Origin of the sequence: Myxococcus sp. CA051A (assembly GCF_013336705.1) — a bacterium.
GTDB lineage: Bacteria > Myxococcota > Myxococcia > Myxococcales > Myxococcaceae > Myxococcus > Myxococcus llanfairpwllgwyngyllgogerychwyrndrobwllllantysiliogogogochensis.
Genome location: NZ_JABUMS010000002.1, coordinates 196,022 through 220,584 on the forward strand (window position 1 = coordinate 196,022; position 24,563 = coordinate 220,584).

A 24,563-nucleotide genomic window follows, 5' to 3' on the forward strand; every position below is an offset into this window, starting at 1 on the left:
GAGATACGGCAGTTTGTGTTTCTCGAAACAGCGCCTCTTCCACTGCAGGGCAGTATCATGGGTGAGCTCACGCGCTCAGGCCCTGTCCAGACTCTACTCGTGGATGGATGTGAAGCCGCCTCCGGAGGGAGCCTCCGCTCTGACGTCGACGGGAATCTGGTGAAATCTCGCGGGTCATGCGAATGGCGACCCTCGTCAACCACCGCTCAACTCCTGCTGATGGTCCTGGATGATTTCATCAAGGAGCGTTTGCTGGGCCTTATCACGTGCGCGCACTTCTACGCCCGCTCTTGGGATCAATGTCGAAGGCGCCCTGATAAGGGCGACCGCGCCGCGCTCCGCGTGTTCAAGAGGAATGATTGACGACGAGGCCCCGAGTTCCGTTGGAGCGAATCCCAAACGTGCGAAGAACTCGTAGGTCCTGGCCGGAGCCTCGGGATTCGGCCCAAGGTTATAGGTCTGCGTTTGTTTCCGAGGAGCGGCCTCCAAGCTGACCCTGGCCACGATGACCGCTCGTAGCAAGTCGGAGAAAGTCGGGAAGGGCTGCTCGGCCGCGACCTTGCTGCTCACTAAATCCTCTTCGTGAATGCGGAGGATGGCCGTGTCACGCCCGTCCGGTGTTGGGCGGGAGAGATCAAAGAAGTCGTCCGGGTGACGGCCGTTTTAGTCGTCCTCACCCATGGCGAATTTGAGGTAGCGGCGAGAATCGGGCCGCTCGCGTTGATAATCTTCAAGGTCCTCTAGCAGGGCCGAGATTGAGGTTGTCCCCCACATCAACCGCATTTCGCCGGTCGATGCACCCATGGTTGCGAGGAACTCGCGATACAGGCCAGGCAGCGCGTCGAGTCCTCCATGTGGCTGGGCAAGCGCGGTCATCTGGTCGGTCGTTGCTGGTTCGAAGCCATGAGTGCTCCCGGGCTTCCATCGCTCCATGAACGCGAGTAGGCCCGTCATCGACAAGGCAGGAGGGGACCTGAGAATCGTTGACCAGGTCATGCGCAACTCTGCTTCTTGAAGTCGCACCGGGCCATGAACAGCGTGTCCTGACACGACTGGCAGGAAAGGACAGTGACCTCCTTTTTGCGCTTCATGTCACGGCGCTCTTCGACATACTCGCCGCCCTTGTCTTCCATGATGTCGGCGGCGCTCGGAGGCGTCCAGGGCCCCTCGGACGGCGCGAAGCCGATGGGGCCGCGATAGGGCACATTGAATTTCACCTGCTTCTTCTCACTGGAGAAGGAGAAGTAAATCTCGGTCATCGAATGCGCGACATGACCGCTCGCTCCGATGAGTTTGGCGCCTGCACAGGTTCCAGGGACATTGTTGTATCCACTCTCACCTCTGATGACGTAGTTCCTGGTGTCGTCCCACTGTTTGGCCACCTTGTCGATGGCTTCGGTGTCTCCTGCGGCACACCTTGGGTTGATGGCCATGAAGTCCTCCAGGGTGGAGGCCCGCTCGATGACCGTGCAACCGTGAGCCTCGGCGATGGCCGCGAAGCCGGGAGGCACCTCGTTGCCCGATACCGCGGCGAATCCCCTGCCGGTGAGGCACACCATGACTCCGAACATGTACCCGCCAGACCTGCTGCGACGATGCTTCTCAAGCCCCTCACGTGTCCGCTCAAGGGCCTTGATATACGTCATCCGCTCATCCAGGGTCGTCTGTTTGGGTGGGGGTGATTGACGCCCGAGGCGCTCAAGTTCGGCGACCTCCGTTGTGATTTCCTGGTGGACCTTGGCCCACTCGGTCTCGCGGACCTTGAGGTCCTTGAGAATCTTGTTGGCGACGTCGAGGCTTCCTTCTGGACGCTCAAGCACCGCATGGCTGTCCGCGTCCTTCTGGCAGATGATGCACAGCCCCTCGAAGTCGTCCCCGTACGCGAATCCCGTCCCACCCTGCCCATTTGATATGAACGTGGTGTTGAAGGAGTTGCCGTTGTGAAGGGTGACGTCGAGGTAGCGCACGACGCCCTTTCCCTCGATTCTCACGTCCACGCTGCCGCTTCCCCAGGCCATCTTCCCCTTGAGCTTGGAGGAGACGATGCCGCCCGCCGTGCCCGGCTCATCGCCCGAGCTGATGCTCAACTCGGAGTCGGTCAGTGCCACGGGGTGGCCATTGATGGTGACGCTCGTGCTTCCATGGGTGAGCGTGGAGTCTTGAGCGGAGTTGACGAAGGGGGTGGGCACAGGGCCTCCCGGCGTCGGCACCTTGCAGACGTCGGGTGCGGCCGAGGTGTGCGTGTTACCGCTTCCCTTGTGCAGGATGGCGCGGCCGTTGGCGAAGACCTTGCTCATGCTTCCTCCTTGGCGTTTCGAATCATATCCATGACGCAGGCGCAAATGCGCCCACTGTCGGCACTGCCGTCGACGAGCGCCCTGAGCGCGTCGGGCTGACGCCTGTCAAGGACCGGAGAGGGTGTGCGCCATTCACATCCGAGGGAAGTTCACGGGTCCGATGATGACGGCCCGTGAATCGTTCCCGTCGCGCAGTTCGAGTGTGTAGGTGCCTTGCAGTTCGTCCGGGCTGGCCTCTGTCTCCAGGATGAGCAACACCTCGATGTCGCCAGCGGTCAGGGGCTTCGACTGCCAGGCCCGCAGCTCATGGGAGCGGCGACCCAGGGTGTCCCTGAGCGTGGCTCGGCTCGCGGTCCACGGGAGATGATGGCCGGCTGAAGCCAGCACGAGTGCCACCGCGACGCGGGAGATGCTCCTGAAGACCTGTGCCTCGGTTTCACGAGACAGAATGGACCGGGCCGTTGAGAGGTCCTGACCGAGTGTGTTTCCGAGAATGCCCTGCTCGTTCAGAAGCCCTGTGGCGAAAAGTCCTGTCAGGCCCGTTGGACCCTGCTCAGCTCGAAGCCTCGCGTTCTCCTCGCGCAGCCTCAGAAGCTCGCCCTCGAGCTGGGCGGTCTCGGTCCGGTTGTTGCGCACTCTTGGTGGATCGCTCACGACCTCCACCTGGGCATCGAAGTGCCCCGGGGCCACGACGAGGAGAAAGTTCGCTTCCCTGGGAGTGGAGCCGTCCTCGAAGCGCAGGGTCAGACGAAGCCGCGTGCCTTCCTGGAGTTTGTCCGAGGGCAGGAGCACGAGGGTGTCCTCGCTCATCACCACACGGTGAAAACGCTCCCGTCCCTCCAGCGTGACGGCGTCTCGTGCGAGAGATGTGTCGAACAGGAGCGCGGTGGTGCCCCCGGGACGAATGAAGATCTCGGCAGGTGCTGGGCCCTGTCGTGTCCCCAGGTCGATGCGACGGACCTCCGAGGAAGACGATGACGTGTGAGACTGCGCCAGTGCGGGCTCGCTCCGCATGCTCATGGCGACGAGGCACATCATGAGCGGCAGGAGGGGTCGTGGACGGCTCGTGCTAATTCTCCTCGTCACCGGTCTCCTGGAAGCGACCCACGGCGCGCACGGCGAACTTGTTGGCCACGACACCATGGTCATCGTCGCTGCCTGCCTTGGCGGGAATGCCATACACCCCTCTCTGATTGGGGTCGACATATGACATGCAGACAGGGTAGCTCTTGCCCTCGATTCGTGCCTCGACGACTCGGCCATAGACCCGGGTGGGGGTGACGTAGATGTTCGTGATGAGTTCCGCTCCTCGGCGGAGCGCTCCGAACGTCCGGTCCAGATGGGTCGAGATTCGAGACTCGCGGAGGGTGATGTCCGCATGGGCAAGTCCGGTGTGGTCCCTCTCCCCGATGGACGCGGAGACCTGAACGCCGATTCGGATGTTGAGCCGGGCCATGGCCTCCCGCGCTCCAGGAGGGCAGTCCTCGGCGGCAGGCACTGGCTGGTGTTTCACCACAGATGGCGAGCCGGCGCATGCGAGCCCCGTGCAAGCCAGGGCCACCTTGGACAGACGGGGCAGGGAGGGGGAGCGCTGCTTCACGGGAGCGGGGGGCGACGCGGACAGGGCGGGGGCCTTCTTCACGGAAGTGGGGTCCTGGAGTGACGGCGCCACGGGGGCGACGGTCGCGGGGGTGGGCTCCGCCATGGGCGAGATCGCGACTCCGCCACTGTGCGGCGACTCACGCGCGCTGGCCAGTTTCTGACCAGTGGGGGAGGTCATTTCATGGGTGACCTGTGGAGTTGTCTGTCTCCACCCGCCCATGAAGCGGCTCCCGAACACGCCCAAGGCCACCACTCCCACCAGCGTCAACAGCAGGCGTCGATAGGGATGGGAATGCAGCCGTCGCGCCTGGCCCTCCAGCGTGGCGTGTCTGGGCGAGGTCCATGGCGCGGGACTCGGTGGTGGACGCAAGGTGCCCAGCACCGTGGCCCACAGTTGTTGCAACCGGGCCCGTGCCTTCGATGGAGGCTTGCGCAGATGTGATGCCCACTCCGGACGGCGCACGCGGCGCAGGGCTTGCGACGGCTCGCCGTCCACCGCGACGAGCGGAGGCTCCGCCCAATCGAAGAGGGGCTCATCCCAGGCCTCGCCGGGTGTGTCTTCCAGGGTGGCGACCAGCGTCGATGCCAACTCCGCGCCACTCTGGAAGCGGCGCGTGGGGTCCTTGTCCAGCATCCGCTGGAGGAGGGCGTCGAGCGCGGGCGGCGCGCGGGGATTCACCGTGGAGGGCGCGGGCGGCTCCTGCGAGGTGATGGCGGCGCACAGCACGTCCGCCGGCCAGTCGGGGAGGAAGGGGTAGTGCCCCGTGGCGGCGCGGTACAGACAGACCCCCAACGCATAGAGGTCATCGGTGGCCAATGAGGTGTAGCGGGCATCCGGGTGGCGCCAGTGGCGCTGGTGGAAGCGGATGGCCTCCGGGCTGCGCAGGTAGAGCGTCCCCGGGGGCAGGGGACCCGTGGTCAACGTGGGCGCACCCGTGTACACGCCCGCGCCCAGGTCGATGAGCACGGGGTCTCCCTCGGGGGTCCGCAAGAGGATGTGCTCTGGCTTGAGGTCCCGGTGCAGCACGTCCCCCGCGTGCAGCGTGTCCAGCGCCAGGGCCACGCGACGGAGCGTCTCCAGGAGCTGTCGGAAGGTGGGGTTGTGGTGGTCCGCCCAGACGTGGAGCGGAGGCCCGGGCACCCAGTCCATGACGAAGTAGAAGTGGCCGGTGACGATGTCCGGCCAGCGGCCACAGGCGTGGACCGCCACCACGTTTGGATGCACCGCGCGGTCCAGCAAGAGGGTGAGCTCGCGCAGCGCGCGGCCCTCGGACGCGTCGCGGGCCAGCTTGAGGGCGAAGTAGCGCCCCGGCGCGTCGGTGGGCTCCACGCGATAGACGACGCCATAGCCCCCCAAGCCCAGTCGCTCGATGACGCGCCATCCGCCCGTGATGACGAGGCCCGGAGGAAGGGCGTCCGGATTCATCGATGGGGTCCGCGTGCTCATGGTCGTCAGAGGTCTCCTGGAAGTCGCTGAACCTAGCAGGTCGAACCCTCGTCGTGTGACCTGCCATGGTGGGTCACCGGCGGACAACTCCCAGGGCAGGGCTCGACGTGCCCGCGCGACATGGGGCGGAAGCCTCCAGGAGCCCGGCACCAGGCGCTCGCCGACCCGCGGGCTCGCTCCCCTCCGGCCCTGGTGTCCCCGACCTCGGCCGGAGGGCCCCCAGGGGGCGTTGTTCTCCACTGGTCGCCCGGCCGCCCCTCACCCGGGGAGGCGGAAAGAAGCCGTGCGCCGAGCCGTGTCTAAGGGTATAGACAAGCCCTTCATGTGTCCCATGGTGAAGACCGAAGACCTCATCGACGCCCAGGGCGTGGCCGGGCTGCTCCAGCTGCGCCACTCCAACAGCGTCAGCACCTATCTGCGCCGCTACCCGGACATGCCCCGGCCCATCCTGGACCTGGGCACGGGACGTCCCCGGTTGTGGCTGCGTCCCCAGGTGATGCGCTGGCTGCGCGCCCGCAAGTCCGACACGGTCCACACCGGAGTTGAGTGATGACCACCGCCAGTCCCCGTACCCCTCCCGCCGTGCTGCCCGGTCCCAATGACGTCTGCTGGTGCGGCAGCGGCACCAAGTACAAGAAGTGTCACCGTGGCGCCGACGCCGTGGAGGCCCGCAAGAAGGGCCCCGAGGTGGCGCGCAATGGCATCCGGCCGGGCATCATCAGCCCCCGCCGCGATGTGCCCCTGAACATCCCTCGTCCGGACTACGCCGTGTCCGGGCGGCCGCTGCGTCGAGGCGGCGGGGACTCCGACATCAAGACGCCGGACGTCATCGCGCGCATGCGCCGCGCCTGCAAGGCCGCCGCGGAGGTGCTCCAGGAAGTGGCCAGCCACGTCCGCCCGGGCATCACCACCGACGAGCTGGATGCCATCACCCACGAGGCATACATCCGCCGGGGCGGCTATCCGAGCACGCTCAACTACCACGGCTTCCCCAAGTCGCTGTGCACCTCCGTCAACGAGGTCATCTGCCACGGCATCCCCGACAGCCGCGCGCTGGAGGATGGGGACATCGTCAACCTGGACATCACCATCTTCCTGGATGGGGTGCATGGGGACTGCTCGGCCACATACTTCGTGGGCACTCCGCAGCCGGAGAGCGAGCGACTGGTGCGCGTCACGCGCGAGTGCCTGGAGCTGGGCATCGCCGCCGTGAAGCCCGGCCGCCCCATCAGCGACATCGGCCGCGCGATTGAGACGCACGCCACGAAGAACGGCGTGAGCGTGGTGCGCGCCTACTGTGGCCACGGCATCGGCGAGACGTTCCACACGGCCCTCCAGATTCCGCACTACTACGAGCCGGAGGCCGACACCGTCATCCAGACGGGCATGATTTTCACCGTCGAGCCGATGATCAACCAGGGCGGCTGGGGCCACCGCACGTGGGACGACGGGTGGACCGCCGTCACCGCCGACGGCACCCGCAGCGCGCAGTTCGAGCACACGCTGCTCGTCACCGAGCAGGGCGCCGAAATCCTCACGGTGCCCTGAGCCGTCCTCCGCCGCACGAGGCCCCCTGCACGCCAGGGGGCCTCCTCGGGCACCTACGGTGTTCCCGCGTCGCCCCGCGGTCCGAGCCGGCCGTGTGAAGGCAGACAGTCTCCGGCTCGCGGACTTCCCGACACGAGGGCTTCATCCCTGTCGCGGAGTCGACGCCCCCGTCAAATGGCCTCCCAGCTTCGTCCGGACGGTGCGGTATCACCTGCGCCTGGCCGGGGCTCGACGTGTCTGGCTTTCGCGACGCGGAGCGCTCCGACGAGGGACTGTCCACGCGGTTGTGTCGCCGGAGGCGCGCCATGGCACTCGATATCGCTGTCGACCCCCAGTCGCTCAAGAGCGTCCAGGATGTCATCCAGACGCTGGAGGGGACCTTCCAGGTGGACTTCATCCCGGGCGTCCTGAAGAAGCTGGAGGAGAAGCTGCTCGTGGAGCGCGCGGCGTTCCGGGTGAATGAGTCGGCGCAGCGGTACGAGCTGGACCTCTACTTCGGACTGAAGGCCCCCGAGGTGGAGGACTCGCGGGAGCCTTTCTTGAAGGTGGGGATGAGCATCACCATCCAGCCGGAGGTCGTCTCCCGGGGGCGCAGGCCCGCGCGGTATGACGGCACGCTGGAGGTCCCGCTCTCCGGCGAGGCCGTCACCCACATGCCGTTCGCGCTCTATCTGAAGAGGAGCCTCCGATAGCGCTCCCGCTGTTTGAATAGCAACAGCAATCAGCATGCCAGGGTGATTGTGAGTTTGATGCCACGCGGCAACAGTGCGCGTGGGCCCATCGTGGTGTGACTTCGCGTCATTCAGAGGGCCCATGAATCCCTTCAGTCCTGAAAGGAATCGTTCCCATGAAGAACTGGGTGACGTTGTGCCTTGTCTGCATCGCTTCCGGAGCCTTCGCCGCGGACAAGACTCCGCCGGCCAAGACGCCTCCTCCCTCCACCACGAAGCCGGCGCCGGAGTCCAAGGCCGCCGAGCCCAGGACGCTCACCATCGAGGAGGACAAGGCCGCGAAGCAGGAGCCGAAGAACAAGAAGGTGGACACCAAGGCCACCGAGACCGCCAGCAAGCCGCTGCTGTAGCCCTGACTCGAAACCCCACGGAGGGCAAACCCCATGAAGAAGATGATGGCGGGATTGTGTCTTGTCTGGCTGTGTCTGTCCCAGGGAACGGCGCGGGGTGCCGAGGACTGCATCAAGACGATGAATCAGGGCTCCGCCACGGTGAAGCTCGGATTGTATGAGCAGAGCTGTATGTCGATGTCCTGGACCGGAGGGGTGATTACGTCGGACGTCACCTACAACTGCTGTGGTCCCAGCGCGACCATTCGCATCAACGGGACGGACTGGAATCGGCTGCTCGCCGAGGGCAAGCTGGATGGCTTCCGCTACCAGAAGGCCGATACCAGCAGCAATGGCTCGACCACGCTCTACTTCCGGAAGGTCGTCGGGAAGGAACTCACGAACATCGCTCCCGAAGACTTCTTCAAGTAGCGGACGTGTGCCCACGGGTGGGGCGGCTCGCCCGCCCGTGGGACTTGCCGAGCGAGGCGTCGTGGACACCCACTTCCTGCACGGAATCAATCCCTTCCTGTTCCGCTTCTCGGAGACGCTCTCCCTTCGCTGGACGGGGGCGGCGTACCTCGTGGGCTTCCTGCTCGCGTTCGCGGTGCTCCGGCGTCAGGCGGCGCGAGGTGAAGGCCCTGTCGCGAAGCAGGAGGTGTCGGGCTTCGTGCTCTACGCCAGCCTCTTCGGGGTCATTCTGGGCGGACGGCTGGGGTACGTGCTGCTGCACCAGTGGGATGATTTCTCCCGCGACGGCTCCGTCTTCTTCCAGTTCCGACAGGGGGGCGCATCGGTGCTGGGGGCGGTGCTGGGAGTTGTCGCCTTTTCGGTGTACTTCGCGCGCCAGCAGCGACGCCCGTGGCTCCAGGTGACGGATGCGCTGGCGGTGCTCGCGCCGCTGGGGTTCTTGCTGGCGTACCTGGCGGTGTTCATGGAAGGCGCGCCGCTGGGGCAGGTGACCTCCGTGCCCTGGGCCGTGCGCTTTCCCGCCGAGGTGGGGATGCCGGGTTTCCAGCCCGTGGTGACGCCGTCGTTCGACGTGTCCACCCTGGCCTATGCCCCGGGGCATGAGGTGGCGGCGCTGGCGCGCGCGGATGCGACCTTCCTCGCGGAGCTGCACCGCATCCTCCCCGCGCGGCACCCCGTGTTGCTCTATCAGGCCCTGCTGGAGGGACTGCTGTTGGGCGGTGTCCTGCTGGCGGTGCGTGCGCTGTGGCGCTCGCGGCCCGTGGGGCTGCTGAGCGGGCTGTTCTTCGCGCTGCATGGAAGCCTGGCCCTGGTCGGTCTCCTGTTCCGCGAGGCCCAGCCGAACCTGTCCTTCGCCGCGCAGCTCGAGCAGGGGGTGCTCCCACCCGTGCTGATGCTGGGGGTGGGGGCGGCCTTCCTCCTGAGTGTGCTGGGCCAGCGTCCGGACGCGGTGGGTGTGCCCGCGCCCGTGAAGCTGGAGGGGTGAGGCTCACGAGGGACAGGGAGGCGGGTGCGCGCCCTTCGTCAGGCGGAAGCGCGCCGGCCTCAGGGCCTGCACCACGATGTGGCCTGCCTGCTCCAGGCGCAGCGTGGCGCCGGGCTCCAGCACGTAGTCCGTCGGGTCCGCGTCGAGCGTGAGCCAGAGCCGACCCTCGGTGCAGGTGAGCGTCAGGCCCTCGGTTCCTCGCACGCGCCGACTCCAGAGCGCGCCCTGGAACAGTCCGAAGCAGCCCGACTCCGCTTCCGGGTGTGCTTCCGGCTTCAAGTGACTCCACAGCGTGCTCCACCAGCTCCGCCGCGTCAGAGCGAACATCGACTCCATGGCTCCATGACCTCCTTGCGCGTCGCAACATGCGCCCTGTCGCGGGAACAGAACAGATGCAGCCGATTGTCATTGTGACCAGTACAGTCCCGGGGTGGGAAACTGTACCGGTCCGACATGCGGTCAGGTGTATCTGGGCAGCGGGCGTCGGGCCCGGTACCGATACAGGTCCCGGGACGGCATCTCGACGGAGGTGGCATGGGCGCGCTGGCACACAAACCGAAGCTGTACGAGCAGGTGGCCGAGCGACTGGAGGAGGCCATCGCCGCGGGGACGCTGCGAGCGGGGGACCGGCTTCCCTCGGTGCGCCAGCTCAGCCTGCGTGAGCGGGTGAGCGTCTCCACGGTGCTCCAGGCGTATCTGCACCTGGAGTCGGTGGGGCTCATCGAGACGCGGCCGCAGTCGGGCCACTACGTGCGTCGCCGCGAGCGCCCGCGTCTCGCCGAGCCGCAGGTGTCCCGGCCCGCGACGAGCGCCACGCCTGTCACCATCAGCGGGCTGGTGTCCCGCGTGTACCAGGCGATGAGGGACCCTCGCATCGTCCAGCTCGGTGGGGCGTGGCCCGCGCCGGAGCTGTTGCCCACGCGCAGGCTGTACCGGGAGCTGAACGCGCTCACGCGCGAGGCCGGTGACGTGGGGGTGCTGTACGACGCGCCGCCGGGGTGCCCGGAGCTTCGGCAGCAACTGGCGCGGCGCTCGCTCGACTGGGGTGGGGCGCTGGCGCCCGAGGACTTCATCATCACCTGTGGCGCGGCGGAGGCGATTCACCTGTGCCTGCTCGCCGTGGCGCGCACGGGGGACACCATCGCGATTGAGTCTCCCGCGTACTACGGCACGTTGCAGGCCATCGAGTCGCTGGGGCTGAAGGCGCTGGAGATTCCGTGCTCGCCGCGACATGGGATGGAGCTGGATGCGTTGGAGGCGGCGCTGGAGCGGCGGCGCGTGGCGGCGGTGCTGGTGGTGCCGAGCTTCAGCAATCCGGTGGGCAGTTGCATGCCGGAGGCGCGGCGTCGTCGGTTGGTGGCGATGCTGGAGGCGCGGGGCGTTCCGCTCATCGAGGATGACTTGTATGGAGACCTGCACTTCGATGCGGAGCGCCCGCGCACGTGCAAGTCCTTCGACACGTCGGGGAACGTGCTGCTGTGTGGCTCGTTCTCGAAGACGCTCGCGCCGGGGTTCCGCGTGGGGTACGTGGCGCCGGGACGGTTCCGCGAGCGGGTGGAGTTGCTGAAGTTCTCGCACACGATTGCCACGGCGTCGTTGCCTCCGCTCGCGATTGCGCGGTTCCTGGAAGAGGGCGGATATGACCGGCACCTGCGCTCGCTGCGCCGCCATCTCATGTCCCAGGTGGAGAGCATGGCTGGGGGCGTGGCGGAGTATTTCCCGGAGGGGACGCGGGTGGCTCGGCCGTCGGGGGGCTCGTTGTTGTGGGTGGAGCTGCCGCCCAAGGTGGACTCACTGGCGCTGCATGAGCGCGCCATCGAGGCGGGCATCAGCATCGCGCCCGGGCCCATCTTCTCCGCGCGGCCGGACTCGTATCGGAACTTCATCCGACTGAGCTGTGGGCAGCCGTGGACGCCGCGAGTCGAAGCGGCGGTGTCCACGCTGGGGAGCCTGGCGCGCAGCCTCGCGTGACGGGGCTTCAGCGAATGAAGAGGAGGCCCATGCCCTGGCGGGAGGCCTTGTCCAGGGCGTGCGTGGCCGCGTCGAGCGCGCGTGCCGGGTCGCCGCGTCGCGCGAGGGACAGCTTGCGCTGAAACCAGGCGCTCATGCGGGCGGAGCGGAGGAGGGGCTTGTAGTCGGGGGCGCCGGCGAGGTGCTCGCGCAGGCCCTCGCGAAGCTGGCGGACCTCGGAGCCCGTCCAGAAGCCGAGGGCCGGGTACACGCGCTTGAAGCCACGGCCCATGGGGCCATCCTTTCCGGGCATGCGGCCCGAGACGGTGAAGCGCCAGAGTCGCTGGATGGGCTCCGGGCAGGATGTGCCGACGACCGCCTCCGCCGCCTGGAGGTCGTACTCGCTGGGATGGAGCTGCGTGGCCAGCTCCAGGGGCTCCCCTCGTGTGTCCTCGTCCAGGTGGACGAGTTCGTCGGCGAGCACGTCGAGCAGGTCCCAGACGCCATCCTCGAGCCGCTCGGGAAGCCGGGTCACGGTGTCCGCGCCGTGCCGGGACAGGTGGTCCATCAGCTCCAGGAGCAGGACGTCGTCATCGTCCTCCTCGGGGTCCTCCAGGCCCTCGGCCACCGTGGCGCGCATGGCCGCGAGTCGCGTGGGAGTCAGCACACCGGCGAGTCCCTCGGGGGGAGTCAGGAAGAAGGAGACAGGGGCACGCATGGCCTCTGTGTACACCGCCTCATGGCGGGTCGCGCGGGGTTCAGTGGGAGGAAAGGGGTGCGGCAATCCGCTGGGCCGCGAGCGGACCGAGTTGCCGTAGAGCCTATTGGACGTTTTCGACTGGAATGCCACATCTTCTGTCGTGAGGATTTGTCCCTCGCTTGCTTCGCAAATAGCCTCCTCGGTGCGAGTCATTGAAGGCGACTACCCATGGGCTGGTGCTGGGCTGACTTATGTGGATGCTCAAGAATCGGACACCCTATGCGGCGGAGCGCAACTGGACGCGGGACAAGGACGGACTCCATTGGTGGGTCGTCGCGGTGAAGGCGACTTTCAGCGTCGCTCCTGACGGTCGGCTTGTCCTGGCGGACGAGCAGCCTCCTCCTGTGCTGATGCCTGAGTACTTTGGAGAGCCCGGCCAGTCGAGCTTGCGTTACGACTCGGACCTGTTGGCGGCGAAGCCGGGAACGGAGGTGCTACTCGACGGCTGCGCACATGCACCACGCGGCAAGCCCGCGGAGACGGTGCCTGTGGCACTTCGCCTCGGACCGCTCCACAAGGTCCTGCTCGTGCATGGACCGCGTACTTTCTCACGGGGGTTGCTCAGGGTGGTGATGAGCAGGCCCCAGCCCTTCATCACGAGCCCCATTCGCTATGAAGGCGCATTCGGGGGGCGCGACCTGACCGACTCCGACCCGAGCAAGCATCGGCTCGATGAGCGGAATCCCATCGGGTGTGGCTTCGCGATACGCAATGCCCATCTGGCGGGCAAACCGGCCCACACCATCGAGCATCCCAAAGGCGACCCAGCGGCGCACGGCCCCGCGGGGTTCGGTCCTATCGACCCTGCCTGGATGCCGCGACGCAAGCTCGCGGGGACGTATGACGCCCGGTGGGCGCGCACAAAGAAGCCCCTGCTCCCTGACGACTACGACGCTGCATTCGCGCTGAGCGCCCCCGATGATCAGCGGTTCGATGGAACGCTCAATGGAGGCGAGCGGGTCGAGTTGGTGAACATGACGCCCGAAGGCATCCTGCGCTTCGAACTGCCTCGCATCTCACTCGGCTTCGTCACGCACGTGGGACGGAGGAGCGAGGAACACGGTGCGCGACTGACCACGGTCCTCGTGGAGCCTGAAGCCAGGCGCCTCTCGATGGTATGGCAGGGTACGCTGTGTGTCCCCGCGCCGGATGCGGACTATCTCGACGAGACGGAAATCGCGGAGTTGGAGACGTGAGCGCATCCCTCGACGTCGTGGCGCTCGGTGCACGGACCCCCGTGGGGGTTACCGCGGAGGGCAGCGCCGCGGCCGTGCGTGCTGGCATTTCCCGCTGCGCTGAATACCCCTTCGCCGATGCCCAGGGCGAGCCCGTGGTGATTGCCTCGGATGGGCTGCTCGACCCGAAGCTGGAGGGGCGGGAGCGGATCCTTCTGCTTCTTGAGAGTGCGCTGGATGAGGTCGAGGCCAAGCTGGGCCCTGATGCGCTCCAACGGAGCCGGCTCAGGGTGCTGTTGTCGTGCCCGGAGGCCCGCCCCGGGTTCTCGGAGGAGGACGCGGACTGGCTGGTCAGCGCCGTGGAGGCCCGCTATCGCGGAAAGCGTGCCGTCGCGCACGTCGCGCTCGCCGGATGCGGCCATGCGGGGGCGCTGCGGGCGGTGGAGCAGGCCCTGAGAGAGTGTGCTGATGGCAGAGACGACCTGTTCTTGATTGCGGGCGCCGAAAGCTACCTCCACACGGAGACGTTCCTCTGGCTTGAGCAGGCCCGCCGGTTCGCGCAGCCGGGTATTCGCGGTGGCTTCACGCCCGGAGAGGGCGGTGGCTGTCTGGCGCTGATGCGCGCCGGGCCGCGGCGCCGCCTGGGGCTGCCACTGCTGGCCGTCGTGCGGAGGGCGTACACCGCGCGGGAGCACCAGCTTCGCGAGAGCAACACGGGCTCGTTTGGCATCGGACTGACTCAAGCAGTCGAGGGAGCCATCACGGGACTCGAGTTGCCGCGCGAAGGGGTCGACGACCTGTATACGGACATCAATGGCGAGCGTTACCGAAGCGAGGAGTGGGGCTTTGTCGTGCTGCGGACGCCATCGGTCTGGAGGTCCACCGGCTACAAGGCTCCGAGCCGTTGCTGGGGCGACGTCGGTGCCGCCTCCGGAGTGCTCGGGGGTGTCCTGGCGGTCCGGGCATTCGCCCGGGGCTATGCGCGAGGCCCACGAGCCATGGTGATAGCAGGCTCGGATGGCGGCCTGCGTGGGGCGATGTTGCTGCAGGAACCACGGATATCCTAGGGACTCACATCCATGCCGAAGGTCTCAGTCAACGCACCGAAGACACCCGTGACGGAAGGCAGCACTGGCATCGCCGCGGCGACGCTGCCCAATGTCTGCAAGATGCCGGGGCCTCCGGCGCCGTTCGTACCGACGCCGCTGCCCAACATCGGCAAGAGTGGACAGGATCCAAAGAAGTACACCAAGACGGTCACCATCGCGGGCAAGAAGGTCGCCATCGAGGGAGCGACCTTCGGTTCCATGGGGGACGTCGCGAGCAAGGGGACTGGCGGCGGAATTGTCTCCGCCAACGTGCAGGGTCCCACCAGCTTCGTGGGTCCCGGAGCCATGGACGTGAAGTTCGAAGGGAAGAACGTTCAGTTGCTCGGCGACCCCATGCTCAACAACGGCGGGCCGAGCGGAAGCCCCGCCAACGCGGCGACGATGCTGGGGGTGGTCCAGGACTCCGGGTCAGTCATCTTCGTCACCGGAGATGACAAGTGCACGCTGTGCAAGAAGTCGCATGGCAAGCAGGGCTCCATCAAGGAGACCCAGGCGACCAAGGTCAACGCCGAGCGGCTGGCCAAGAAGCTCGCCGCGAAGAAGTACCCGCATGCCACGATGCTCGGGGTCGTCCAGTGCAAGTGCAAGGCGAAGCACTACGCTGAGCGTTCGGGTGAGACTGACAATGATTTCTGTGTCAGCGCCGAAGCGCTTGGGTGGCACCACGCCCAGACCCCGAAGAAGGACGAGGAGCACGAAGAGGAGGAGGGAGAGGACGCTGACGCCGAGAACGACGCTGACGGTGTTGCTACGGAAAATGGCGTCTTCAAGTTCCTCAAACGACGGTTCAAGCAGCGCGCGGACGAAGTGAAGACCGTCTGGGTGGACGCCGGCAAGGAGTACCAGAAGTTCCGTCGCAATCAGCAGCTACCGGCCGCATACCCTCCAGGACGCTGTGCTGCTCCTAAAGCGCTTCTGCTCGTGCTGGAGGACGAGGCCTTCCCTGCCGGCATCACCGAGCAGTGGTTCCATCCCGAAGGCAGACCGACCCGAGGGAAGATCAAGTTCCGGGACCGGGCGAGCGGTACGGTGGTCGCAGGTCCATTCGCGCATGGGAAGACGGTTCCGCCGTGCGGCACCTGCTGTGTCCTCCTCCCCATGATGATCTGCCCGGAAGTCCAGGAGAGGCAATGCCGACACACGAAGGAGTAGAGCCCCAACTGGAGAGCCTGCTGCTGCGGACCGTCCCTGGGCTCGCGGAGCAGTGGCGGGGCGCCAGTCCTTCCACGATTGAGAAGGTCGAGCGGATTGCCGGCCGTCCCCTGCCTCCATTCTATCGCTGGTTCCTGGGTCACATGGGACAGAGCATGGGACCCCTGGCCTACCCCACCCTGGATTTCTCGGCCGAGCGCGTGTTGGCGTGCTACGCCCAGGCGCTCGTCAAGCCCGATCCCCGCTTTCTGCTCATCGCCTACGAGTCCGATGAGATGATGCCGCTGCATCTCTTCTACGACTTCAAGGCGCCTGTACGAAACGATGCCATGGTCACGTCGCGTGAAGCTCGCGGCAAGGAACTGACCGACGCATTCGAGACGCTGAGGGAGATGCTCGCGTGGGGAGCGCTCTCCTTGTTTCGCATCGACAGGGCACCGCACACCAGCAGCGGCAGCCTCAAGGGCGACACCCCAGACTTCTTGATGAACCTCGACCCCGTGATGAGCAGTCTTGGATTCGACCAACCAATTCCCACGGGCCCGTTCTGCAGACTGTATGAGCGGCCTGACGCGGTCATGGTGTGCATGGGCACGCCGAGAGCAGGAACCGGGAACCGGCGGGCTTTCGACCTCGGCGGCAACAACCCCGGAAGCCTGCGGAGGATTCTGGGGGAGCTCGCATCAGCGCGCGTCGTGGAGATTCAGATGAAGAAACAGGCTTGAGCATTCCGCCTGGGTCGTGCCCGCGGAGGGCTGCTCCGCGGGCCGTCAGGTCTCCATCCGACTCACGGCGTTCAGCAGTTCAGGTTGATGCGGATGAAGTCCACCATGGACTCGTTCTGCATGCGGAACTGCAGCATGTCGCCCACCGAGGTGATGGGGAGCGGCATGCACAGGAAGGCGGTGTTGCCCGGGTTCCACGTCGGGGTCAGCGCGGGCGTCACGGCCGTGTTGGCGATGATGGGGAAGCTGTAGGTGCCAAAGTCCGTATCGTGCACGGTGATGGTGTCGTTCTGAGGGGTCGTCGGAAGCGCCCGGGAATAGGCGCAGAGCGTCAGCGTGCAGAACGGTGTCTGGGTGAAACAGCTCCGAAGTCCGTGCCGCAGCGTGGCCACGGTATGACGGTTGGAGGTGGCGTCATCCAGCGTCTTGAGCTGGCTGGCCGGAATGCCGTTGGCCGCGAGGTAGGTGACGAACTCGGGCATCGCCGTGGGGGCGTAGGGCAACGGGTCCGGTCCTCCGCCGAAGTTGTCGGCCGTTCCGAAGGTGACGGACATGTTCGGGGTGCAGACGGTCTGCTCGGCCTCACCCAGGGCGTCGTCACCGAGGGTGGGCTCCTCGGCGGAACCACAGGCGGTCAGGGCGAAAGGCAGCAGTCCCAGGGCAAGCAGCGCGGAAGCGGAACGGGGCATGGAGGTCCTCCGGGTCGAGTGGGTACGGCGGTTGTGAAGCCGTGCAGGGCCGTCGGAGTGTCATATCCCGCACGGCCTACGAGTGAAGCCTGCAATAACGCCAGGCGCGAGTCCACGACGTGGTGCATGGGCTGCTCTTCGGCTGCTCCATGCGGCAGGATGCCGACGTCGTCGTCATGTCCAAGGATTCCTGATGAACCGTCTTCCTGTACGTCTCGCGCTGCTCCCTCTTCTGGCCACGCTGCTCGCGGGCGGTACCCAGGCGGCCGACCTGAAGGTGACGACACTCACGGTCATCCCCAAGCCGGATGCGGAGCACCCCTATCCGCAGGACGTCATCCAGATGCCGTTCATCACCCACGACAAGCCGGAGGTGGCCGCCAATATCAATGACCGCCTGTTCATCGCCCGGTTCAAGGCGCTGGCGCCAGCCAAGGCGGAACCTCGACTGCCAGCTCAGGAACTCGACCTGGCGGGCCTGGCCGGTCAGGAATTCGGAGTGAAGCGCAACGATGCGCGGCTGCTCACGATTGGATTCAAGGCCGAAGTCTGCGGCGCCTACTGCGAGACGGACCATGTCGCCTTCAGCTTCGACACACGGACCGGCCGCCTGCTCAATCCGCAGGAGTTGTTCACCCGTGTCGGAGTGCAGGCGCTGAGCAAACGCATGCAGAAAGAAAAACAGCGCGTCTACCGGGCGCAGATGGCGAAGCATGAGAAGGAGCTGAAGGCGTCACGCAAGCAGAAAGCTGATAGCGAGACGCTTGACGACCTGGAGGCGCGCATCGCCCTCAATCGCGAGTGTCTGGCAAGCAATGCGCAGGATGCAGAGGCAGCGTCCGCCAGGACCTCCTTCGATGAGCGCTGGGAGTTCAATGCGGAGGTAGCCGTTCTGACGGCGGAGCGCTGCAGCAACCACGCCTCGCGCGCGCTCGACGACGTAGGCGGTGTCAGCCTGTCACTGCCGTACGCCACCCTGCGTCCGCATCTGACGGCCTATGGCAAGAGCGTGCTGCTGGGTGAAGGCCAGGCGTTGTCAGGCGATGTCTTGGGTCAGGTGCTGCGCGGTCGTGTCGGCAAGCAGCCGATTGTCATGGTGCTGGAGAAGCAGTCCGCCGACTCGGTGTCCGGCGTGTACTTCTACGAGAAATATCGCAAGCGGATTGAGCTGAACGGCCAGGAAGAAGGCGGGAAGCTCGACCTGCAGGAGCAGGATGCGGACGGCACCCCGGTGGCGAGTCTGCGACTGGAGGTTGGCAACAACCACCTGCGAGGTGAATGGCTGGGCAAACAGTCCTCGCAGGTGGAGCTTCGCGCACCCTGAGTCGGATGGAGAGGGTGAAGGCCACGCCGATATCTGGCAGTGGCGCTGCCCCGCCCCAGGTCAGAGGCTGGGATAGTCGATGTAGCCCTTGGCTCCGCCGCCGTAGAGCGTCGTCTTGTCGAGCCGGGCCAGGGGCGCGTTCTCACGCAACCGGCGCACGAGGTCCGGATTGGAGATGTACAAGCGGCCGAAGGAGACGAGGTCCGCGCCCGCCTCGACGGCCTTGCGCGCGAGCTCCCCGTCGTAGCTGTTGTTGACCATCCACGCCGCCTTTCCGCCCGCGTCGCGATACGCCTTCTTCAGCGCTGCATAGTCGAACGGACGGTCCGCCAGCTCACGCGCTCCCCCGGTGGCCCCCTCGATGATGTGGACGTAGGCGAGGCCGAGCTTCGCCAGCTCCTGCACGACGGACTCGAAGAGCGGCTGCGGGTTGGCGTCGAACGCGTCGTTGGCGGTGGTGACGGGGGACAGGCGGATGCCCGTGCGTCCGGCCCCCACGGCGTCAATCACCGCGCGCGTGACCTCCAGCATCAGGCGCGCCCGGTTCTCGATGCTTCCGCCGTAGTCGTCCGTGCGCTGGTTGGAGCCCGTCTTGAGGAACTGGTCGAGCAGGTAGCCGTTGGCGCCATGAATCTCCACCCCATCGAAGCCCGCGACCTCCACGGCGTCGCGCGCGGCGCGCGCGTAATCACGAACGATGCCGGGGAGCTCCGCCACCTCCAGCGCGCGAGGAACGGAGGTCGGCTCGAACGTGGGGACTCCGTTCCTGAACAACACGGTCCGGGTGTTGGCGACGACGGCCGAGGGAGCCACGGGCGCTGCGTTGCCCGGCTGAAGCTCCGTGTGGGATACGCGCCCCACATGCCAGAGCTGGGTGACGATGCGGCCCCCTGCCTCGTGCACGGCGTGGGTGACTTTCTTCCACGCGGCGAGCTGCTCGGGGGCGTACAGGCCGGGCACGTCGGCGTAGCCCTGCGCCTGGTGGCTGATGGCGGTCGCCTCGCTGATGAGCAGCCCGGCGGAGGCGCGCTGGGCGTAGTAGGTGGCGGCGAGGTCCGGAGGGATGGCACCAGGCGAGCGGTTGCGCGTCAGCGGCGCCATGACGATTCGGTTGGCGAGCCGCAGGTCGCCCGCGGTGATGGGGTCGAAGAGAGTAGGCATGGTCGTGTCGTGAGGGGAGGAGGGGAGGCGCAGCGTAACGGCCTGCGTTTCCCGTCACCACACGAACCCCCAACCTGGAGGTCTCCATTGACCTGGCGGTTGGATGCAACCGAGACACACGTGTCAGCCAGTCCCGAGACGTTTTTCACGCCCGTGAGGCCGTGAGAGACATTCGGGGTCTTGTTCTTTGTCCTCACGGGTGCTTGGTTCCCGAGCTGTTTTGAAAAGGGGGACTCACTCATGAATCGTGGCACGAGACGGATGTCTGGCATCGCGGCGTGGTGCGGGTTGCTGTGCGCGCTGTGGATGGGGGGATGCACAGGAAGTGCTCCGGAGGAGACGACACCCGAGCCCGCCTCCGCGCGCGCCGCGGAGGGCTTCTCTCGTCAGGGAACGGTGCTGGCGGGGCGCAACCACTCCCTGGCCCTGCGCTCGGATGGGACGGTGTGGTCCTGGGGTGGCAATACCTTCGGACAACTGGGCAATGGCACGACGCGCTCGCGTCCGTTTCCCGTGCGGGTGTGGCGCTTGTTCGACATCCGGGCGCTCGGCGCGGGTGAGCTGCATTCGCTGGCGCTGAAGTCGGATGGGACGGTGTGGGCGTGGGGCAACAACATGAGTGGACAGCTCGGGGATGGGAGTATGACTTCGCGTCACGTGCCCGTGCCCGTGCCTGGACTGACGAACGGCGTGGCCATCGCCGCGGGCTTCTCCCACTCCCTGGTCCTGAAGTCGGATGGAACGGTGTGGGCGTGGGGCAACAACGCGACGGGACAGCTGGGGGATGGGACGACGACGCGAAGGACGTCGCCCGTGCAGGTGCAGGGCCTGTCCGGGGTGATGGCCATCTCCGCGGGCAATGTCCATTCACTGGCGCTGACCGCGGATGGGCGCGTCTGGTCCTGGGGCGGCAACGCGGACGGACAGCTGGGGACCGGAGACCTCACGGGCCGCACCCTGCCCGCGGCGCTCCCGGGCCTGACGGGCCTGACGTCCGTGTCGGGCGGAGGCTCGCACACGGTGGCGCTGAGAGTGGACGGCACGGTGTGGACCTGGGGCAAGAACGACGAAGGCCAGCTCGGCCTGGGGTCGACGGGCGTGAGCCTCGTGCCCACGCAGGTTCCGGCGCTGAGCGGTGTCGAGGCGGTGGTGGGCGGCGGGCAGCACACCGTGGCGCTGAAGGGGGATGGGACGGTGTGGGCGTGGGGCAGCAACGCGAGGTCGCAGCTGGGTGATGGGACGATGCTCCAGCGGCTGTCGCCCGTGCAGGTGCCAGGCCTCACGCAGGTCCGAGGCGTGTCGGCGGGCGGTGGACAGCACTCGGTGGCGGTGAAGGCGAGCGGCGAAGTCTGGGCCTGGGGTTCGAACAGCGACGGGCAGGTGGGCGACGGGACGTATCTGATGAAGTCGGTGCCCATCGCGACGCGCGCGTGGCTGGAGCGAGTCGAGGCCTCGGGGGGGCAGAGCCATTCCCTGGCGTTGAAGGCGGACGGCACTGTCTGGTCCTGGGGCAGCAATCTGTATGGGCAGATGGGTGATGGGTCGACCGAGTCGCGCTGGGGGCCCATCAAGGTCACGCTTCCGGGGCTGCCCCTGGTGGGCTCGGTCGCCGCCGGAGGAGTGCATTCGGTGGTCCTCAGGGAAGACGGCACGGTGTGGTCCTGGGGTTACAACGGCTACGGCTCCGTCGGAGATGGGACGACGACCTGGCGAAAGCTCCCGGTCCAGGTCCCAGGCCCTCTGGTGGCCGTGGCCGTGGCCACCGGCATCCGTCATTCCCTGGCGTTGAAGGCGGACGGCACGGTGTGGTCCTGGGGTGCGAACTCCGCCGGACAGTTGGGCGATGGGACGGCACTCAACCGGACCCTGCCCACCTATGTCCCGGGGCTGTTGGGCATCGTTTCAATCGCCGCGGGTGAGGCGCATTCGTTGGCCGTGAAGTCCGACGGCACGGTCTGGACGTGGGGCTATAACAGCACGCTCCCGATGGAGCTGGACCCCGAGGAGCCGATTGGACCGGGTCTGGTGGCCCCGACGCAGGTGCAGGGGCTCGCGGACGTGGTGGCCGTGGGGGGCGGCAACAGCCACTCCGTGGCGCTGAAGGCGGATGGAACGGTCTGGGCCTGGGGCAACAACGATTCCGGGCAGCTGGGGGATGGCACCTTCGTGTCGCGGATGGCGCCGGCCCAGGTGGTGGGGCTGTCGGGGGTGGTCGCCGTGTCCGCGAATGGGGCGTTCTCCTCGGCGCTGAAGGCGGACGGGACGGTGTGGACGTGGGGCGGGAACTCGCTCGGGCAACTGGGCGGGGGCGTCTCCGCGTCGCGGCCGCTGCCCGCGCAGGTTCCGGGGGTGTCCAATGTCCGGTCCCTGATGGCGGGCGGGACGCATGCCCTGGTGATGAAGGACGACGGGACGCTGTGGTCCTGGGGGCACAACTATTACGGCCAGATTGGTGATGGGGTGACCGACAGGAAGGCGAGCCCTGTTCCCTCGTTGGTGCTTCGCTCGCGTGGGGTGGCCGCGGCCACTCAGGTCTCGATGGGATTGACTCCGGACGGCAAGGTCCAGACCTGGGGCGTGAACACGTGGGGGCAGTTGGGGGACGGAAGCAGATTCACCCGGCCGGAGCCCATCGAGGTGCCTGGGCTGACGGGGATGGTGGCTGTCTCCATGGCGTATTCCCATGCGCTGGCGTTGAAGTCAGACGGAACGGCGTGGGCCTGGGGGTCGAACTCGAGTGGAACCTTGGGAGACGGGACGCGGACCCAGCGCTTCAATCCCGTGCAGGTGATGCCCTCGACCCGGTTTCTGTCCATCTCCACGGGGTCCGCGCACAGCATGGCCCTGGCGGAAGATGGGACGGTGTGGGCCTGGGGGGGCAATGGATATGGAGAGCTGGGGGACGGGACGCAGACCCTGCGCTCCCAGCCGGTCCAGGTGCAGGGGCTGACGCAGGTGACTGCCATCGCGGCGGGGAACTCTTTTTCGGTGGCCTTGAGGGCGAACGGGACGGTGTGGACCTGGGGCGCCAACAGTCAGGGGCAGTTGGGGATCAACTCCACGGTGCCGCGTTCGCTGCCCGTCCAGGTGCCGGGGCTCACGGGCATCACCGCCGTGTCGGCGGGAAATAGCCATGTCCTGGCCTTGAAGTCCGACGGGACGGTGTGGGGGTGGGGCTCCAACTCCTACGGAGAGGTGGGGGAGGGCACCACGGTCGGCAAGCTCATCCCCGTCCAGACGAAGGTGCTGACTGGAGTGTTGTCCATCGCGGCGGGTGTGAATCACAACCTCGCCATCACGGTGGGAGGACTGGTCTGGTCCTGGGGACGCAATGAGCAGGGACAGCTGGGAGATGGCGTCCCGTCCACGTCGAAGCTCCTGCCCGCGCGAGTGAGCGCGCTCGGTACCGCCGTGGCGGTCGCCGCCGGAGGAGACCATTCCCACGCCATCCTCGCGGACCGGAGCCTCTGGTCCTGGGGCGGTAGCGCCAATGGACAGCTTGGCACCGGATTGTCACTCATCCGGGCCGCTCCCGTGCAGGTCTGGTGAGTCTTCACGCCGCGTCGCGCGTCATTGCAAGACGCGCGGCGCGGTGGTGCGGCTGGTGTGGCTCGCCGACTTGCTCTGGTCCCGATTGAAGCCTTGCTTGATTTCGCCTGGAGGGGACCTGGCTGCATTGCCCGTGGCGCGATGCCTTGCAAGGGAAGGTCGGAGGTCGTCTCGCTACTCCCGCAACACAGTGAGGCCCGCGTCGGTCAGGACGTAGAGCATGGCGGGTGCCACGGTGGGGTCGTACACGAGCTGGAGCACCTGCTTTCCATTCACGGAGTCCACGCGGGTGAGCGTCTCGCCGTCCTCTTCGATGCGCCACAGGCCCTCGTCATCGGTGCCCACGTAGACGATGCCCTCGTCGGTGGCCGCCAGCGCCGTCACGTTGTCGGAGGGCAGGGCGGTGATGCGCGTGTAGTTCGCACTGGAGCGGTCCGTCTGCTCCATGCGCCACAGGCCGAAGTCGCGACTGCCCACCCAGGTGGCACCCGCCTTCGTGCGAGCAACGGCGCGCCAGTGGTCGAACTCCTCCAGGCTGTTGAGCTGAGAGTTGTGTCCCTTGTAGCTCCAGGGCACCGGGCCCTCCCAGGTGCGCTCCTTGTCGAAGTCCTCCAGCACGCCATTGGGCTCGAGGATGCCCACCAGCCAGTCATTGGCCACCAGCACTTCACCGTCGGGGCCAAGTCCGAGCCCCCAGTTGAAGCCCGCCTGGAGCGACTGGGACACGCTGCCGTCCTCGCGCGGTGTCTCGCGATACCAGGCCGCGTGACGGTGGCTGTTGTAAGTGAGGCCGCGAATCAGCGTCACGCCGTGGTTGGTGCCGATGTAGACATCTCCCCGGTCCCTCCCGCGCATCACCCGCTGACAGGTGAGGACCGAGCGGTCCTCGTCGTAGTGGAAGTCATTGGTGTTGCGGAGGCCGAGCTGCTGCTTGCCGCCGGATACGCCCGCGCTGCGCCACAGGTGCTCCTCCAACTCCACCTTGCCGTCGGACCCCAGGCGCACCGCGTCCAGGTCACCCTTCTGGTACTCCGCGAAGCGCTCCGCGGAGTAGTGAGGCTCTCCCTCCAGGGGAATGTATGCGTGGGGCTTTTCCGGCACCTCGGGCTGAAGCTCGTAGGTGTGGTAGCCCACGTAGGCGCGCCCCGCCTCGCCACCGCAGATGACGGTGGCGCCGAGCGCCTTCTTGTCCCGACCGAAGCCCTCCGCTGCCTGTCCGACGCCGCGCGTCCACGTGGGGGCCGTGTCGCCGGGACGCAGCACGCCAATCTCCGCGCCCTTCAGCAGCCAGATGTTGTGCCCTTCGTCGACGCCGATGCTCTGGACACCGGCGCCAATGCCAAACGACGCCGCGTAGTCCTTCACCGCGTCCGTGGGCCAGGGGCCCGGGCCATCAGGCGAATCGATGTCGTCCGCGTCGGAGGAGTCACCGCATGCGCCGAGGAACACCGCCATGCCCACTGCCGTCGCCCATCGCCACCCACCGCGCATCCACCCTCCCAGGGCATCTCGCTGCCGCCAGATGCACAGCAAGGCGTATGCCCGACGGGGGTGGGAAA

General features: G+C 66.8%; 23 protein-coding genes. 13 read left to right on the plus strand and 10 right to left on the minus strand.

Going from position 1 to position 24,563, the window contains the following annotated elements; translation table 11 throughout:
* Window positions 1–195: 195 nt before the first annotated feature.
* From HUA74_RS45455 to HUA74_RS06270, 5 genes are all read right to left on the minus strand, one after another.
* Window positions 196–570: a hypothetical protein gene (locus tag HUA74_RS45455; RefSeq protein ID WP_254624949.1), complete on the minus strand. Its 375-nt coding sequence runs from the start codon at window positions 568–570 to the stop codon at window positions 196–198.
* 93 nt (window positions 571–663) lie between these two features.
* Complete coding sequence (locus HUA74_RS45460) at window positions 664–996, minus strand: hypothetical protein (protein WP_254624950.1); 333 nt, start codon at window positions 994–996, stop codon at window positions 664–666.
* Entirely contained in the window at window positions 993–2,342 is a 1,350-nt protein-coding gene (locus tag HUA74_RS06260) for a DUF4150 domain-containing protein (RefSeq protein WP_254624951.1), read from the minus strand. The genes HUA74_RS45460 and HUA74_RS06260 overlap by 4 nt, the downstream gene beginning before the upstream one ends.
* Before the next feature lie 87 nt (window positions 2,343–2,429).
* Window positions 2,430–3,317 carry a DUF2381 family protein gene (locus tag HUA74_RS06265; protein ID WP_174453808.1) on the minus strand — a complete coding sequence of 296 codons (888 nt, stop codon included), beginning with the start codon at window positions 3,315–3,317 and terminating at the stop codon, window positions 2,430–2,432.
* 49 nt (window positions 3,318–3,366) lie between these two features.
* A complete protein-coding gene (locus tag HUA74_RS06270; protein WP_174453809.1) occupies window positions 3,367–5,346 on the minus strand; it encodes a serine/threonine-protein kinase in 1,980 nt (659 codons plus the stop codon).
* 331 nt (window positions 5,347–5,677) lie between these two features.
* On the opposite strand from HUA74_RS06270, the gene HUA74_RS06275 reads away from it, so the two are divergent.
* The 6 genes from HUA74_RS06275 (at window position 5,678) to HUA74_RS06300 (ending at window position 9,410) form a co-directional block, all read left to right on the plus strand.
* Entirely contained in the window at window positions 5,678–5,896 is a 219-nt protein-coding gene (locus tag HUA74_RS06275) for a hypothetical protein (protein WP_174454334.1), read from the plus strand.
* On the plus strand, window positions 5,896–6,894 hold the full coding sequence (map, locus tag HUA74_RS06280) for a type I methionyl aminopeptidase (RefSeq protein WP_141640379.1): 999 nt from the start codon (window positions 5,896–5,898) through the stop codon (window positions 6,892–6,894). Before HUA74_RS06275 ends, map begins: the two co-directional genes overlap by 1 nt.
* Window positions 6,895–7,199: 305 nt before the next feature.
* Window positions 7,200–7,586, plus strand: a complete 387-nt coding sequence (locus HUA74_RS06285; RefSeq protein ID WP_174453810.1) for a hypothetical protein — start codon at window positions 7,200–7,202, stop codon at window positions 7,584–7,586.
* Window positions 7,587–7,741: 155 nt separating this feature from the next.
* Window positions 7,742–7,975 (plus strand): hypothetical protein, encoded by a 234-nt coding sequence (locus tag HUA74_RS06290; RefSeq protein ID WP_141640381.1) that lies wholly within the window; start codon window positions 7,742–7,744, stop codon window positions 7,973–7,975.
* A 33-nt stretch (window positions 7,976–8,008) separates the two neighbouring features.
* Window positions 8,009–8,386 carry a hypothetical protein gene (locus HUA74_RS06295; protein ID WP_174453811.1) on the plus strand — a complete coding sequence of 126 codons (378 nt, stop codon included), beginning with the start codon at window positions 8,009–8,011 and terminating at the stop codon, window positions 8,384–8,386.
* 61 nt (window positions 8,387–8,447) lie between these two features.
* A complete protein-coding gene (locus HUA74_RS06300) occupies window positions 8,448–9,410 on the plus strand; it encodes a prolipoprotein diacylglyceryl transferase family protein (RefSeq protein ID WP_174453812.1) in 963 nt (320 codons plus the stop codon).
* 3 nt (window positions 9,411–9,413) lie between these two features.
* Here the strand turns inward: HUA74_RS06300 and HUA74_RS06305 are convergent, their stop codons facing one another.
* On the minus strand, window positions 9,414–9,746 hold the full coding sequence (locus HUA74_RS06305; RefSeq protein WP_254624189.1) for a DUF2917 domain-containing protein: 333 nt from the start codon (window positions 9,744–9,746) through the stop codon (window positions 9,414–9,416).
* 198 nt (window positions 9,747–9,944) lie between these two features.
* On the opposite strand from HUA74_RS06305, the gene HUA74_RS06310 reads away from it, so the two are divergent.
* Window positions 9,945–11,381 (plus strand): PLP-dependent aminotransferase family protein, encoded by a 1,437-nt coding sequence (locus tag HUA74_RS06310; RefSeq protein ID WP_141640384.1) that lies wholly within the window; start codon window positions 9,945–9,947, stop codon window positions 11,379–11,381.
* Between the two features lie 7 nt (window positions 11,382–11,388).
* On the opposite strand, the gene HUA74_RS06315 is transcribed toward HUA74_RS06310, so the two are convergent.
* Window positions 11,389–12,078 (minus strand): hypothetical protein, encoded by a 690-nt coding sequence (locus tag HUA74_RS06315; RefSeq protein WP_174453813.1) that lies wholly within the window; start codon window positions 12,076–12,078, stop codon window positions 11,389–11,391.
* Window positions 12,079–12,317: 239 nt separating this feature from the next.
* Between HUA74_RS06315 and HUA74_RS06320 the strand changes: the two genes are divergently transcribed.
* The 4 genes from HUA74_RS06320 to HUA74_RS06335 are packed head-to-tail and all read left to right on the plus strand — an operon-like array spanning window position 12,318 to window position 16,281.
* Window positions 12,318–13,316 carry a DUF2169 domain-containing protein gene (locus HUA74_RS06320; protein ID WP_254624952.1) on the plus strand — a complete coding sequence of 333 codons (999 nt, stop codon included), beginning with the start codon at window positions 12,318–12,320 and terminating at the stop codon, window positions 13,314–13,316.
* Window positions 13,313–14,362, plus strand: coding sequence for a hypothetical protein (locus HUA74_RS06325; protein WP_174453815.1), 1,050 nt, complete (start codon window positions 13,313–13,315; stop codon window positions 14,360–14,362). Before HUA74_RS06320 ends, HUA74_RS06325 begins: the two co-directional genes overlap by 4 nt.
* 12 nt (window positions 14,363–14,374) lie before the next feature.
* Complete coding sequence (locus HUA74_RS06330; protein WP_174453816.1) at window positions 14,375–15,556, plus strand: PAAR-like domain-containing protein; 1,182 nt, start codon at window positions 14,375–14,377, stop codon at window positions 15,554–15,556.
* Window positions 15,535–16,281 carry an SMI1/KNR4 family protein gene (locus tag HUA74_RS06335; RefSeq protein ID WP_254624953.1) on the plus strand — a complete coding sequence of 249 codons (747 nt, stop codon included), beginning with the start codon at window positions 15,535–15,537 and terminating at the stop codon, window positions 16,279–16,281. Before HUA74_RS06330 ends, HUA74_RS06335 begins: the two co-directional genes overlap by 22 nt.
* 71 nt (window positions 16,282–16,352) lie before the next feature.
* Here HUA74_RS06335 and HUA74_RS06340 read toward each other — a convergent pair whose 3' ends face one another.
* Window positions 16,353–16,970, minus strand: coding sequence for a hypothetical protein (locus HUA74_RS06340; protein ID WP_174453817.1), 618 nt, complete (start codon window positions 16,968–16,970; stop codon window positions 16,353–16,355).
* A 193-nt stretch (window positions 16,971–17,163) separates the two neighbouring features.
* On the opposite strand from HUA74_RS06340, the gene HUA74_RS06345 reads away from it, so the two are divergent.
* Entirely contained in the window at window positions 17,164–18,294 is a 1,131-nt protein-coding gene (locus HUA74_RS06345; RefSeq protein WP_174453818.1) for a hypothetical protein, read from the plus strand.
* Between the two features lie 60 nt (window positions 18,295–18,354).
* Here the strand turns inward: HUA74_RS06345 and HUA74_RS06350 are convergent, their stop codons facing one another.
* On the minus strand, window positions 18,355–19,455 hold the full coding sequence (locus tag HUA74_RS06350; protein ID WP_174453819.1) for an alkene reductase: 1,101 nt from the start codon (window positions 19,453–19,455) through the stop codon (window positions 18,355–18,357).
* A 240-nt stretch (window positions 19,456–19,695) separates the two neighbouring features.
* Here HUA74_RS06350 and HUA74_RS06355 point away from each other — a divergent pair, with 240 nt between their 5' ends.
* Complete coding sequence (locus HUA74_RS06355) at window positions 19,696–23,004, plus strand: RCC1 repeat-containing protein (protein WP_174453820.1); 3,309 nt, start codon at window positions 19,696–19,698, stop codon at window positions 23,002–23,004.
* A gap of 174 nt (window positions 23,005–23,178) precedes the next feature.
* Here HUA74_RS06355 and HUA74_RS06360 read toward each other — a convergent pair whose 3' ends face one another.
* Window positions 23,179–24,459 carry a hypothetical protein gene (locus HUA74_RS06360; RefSeq protein ID WP_174468831.1) on the minus strand — a complete coding sequence of 427 codons (1,281 nt, stop codon included), beginning with the start codon at window positions 24,457–24,459 and terminating at the stop codon, window positions 23,179–23,181.
* Window positions 24,460–24,563: the final 104 nt, after the last annotated feature.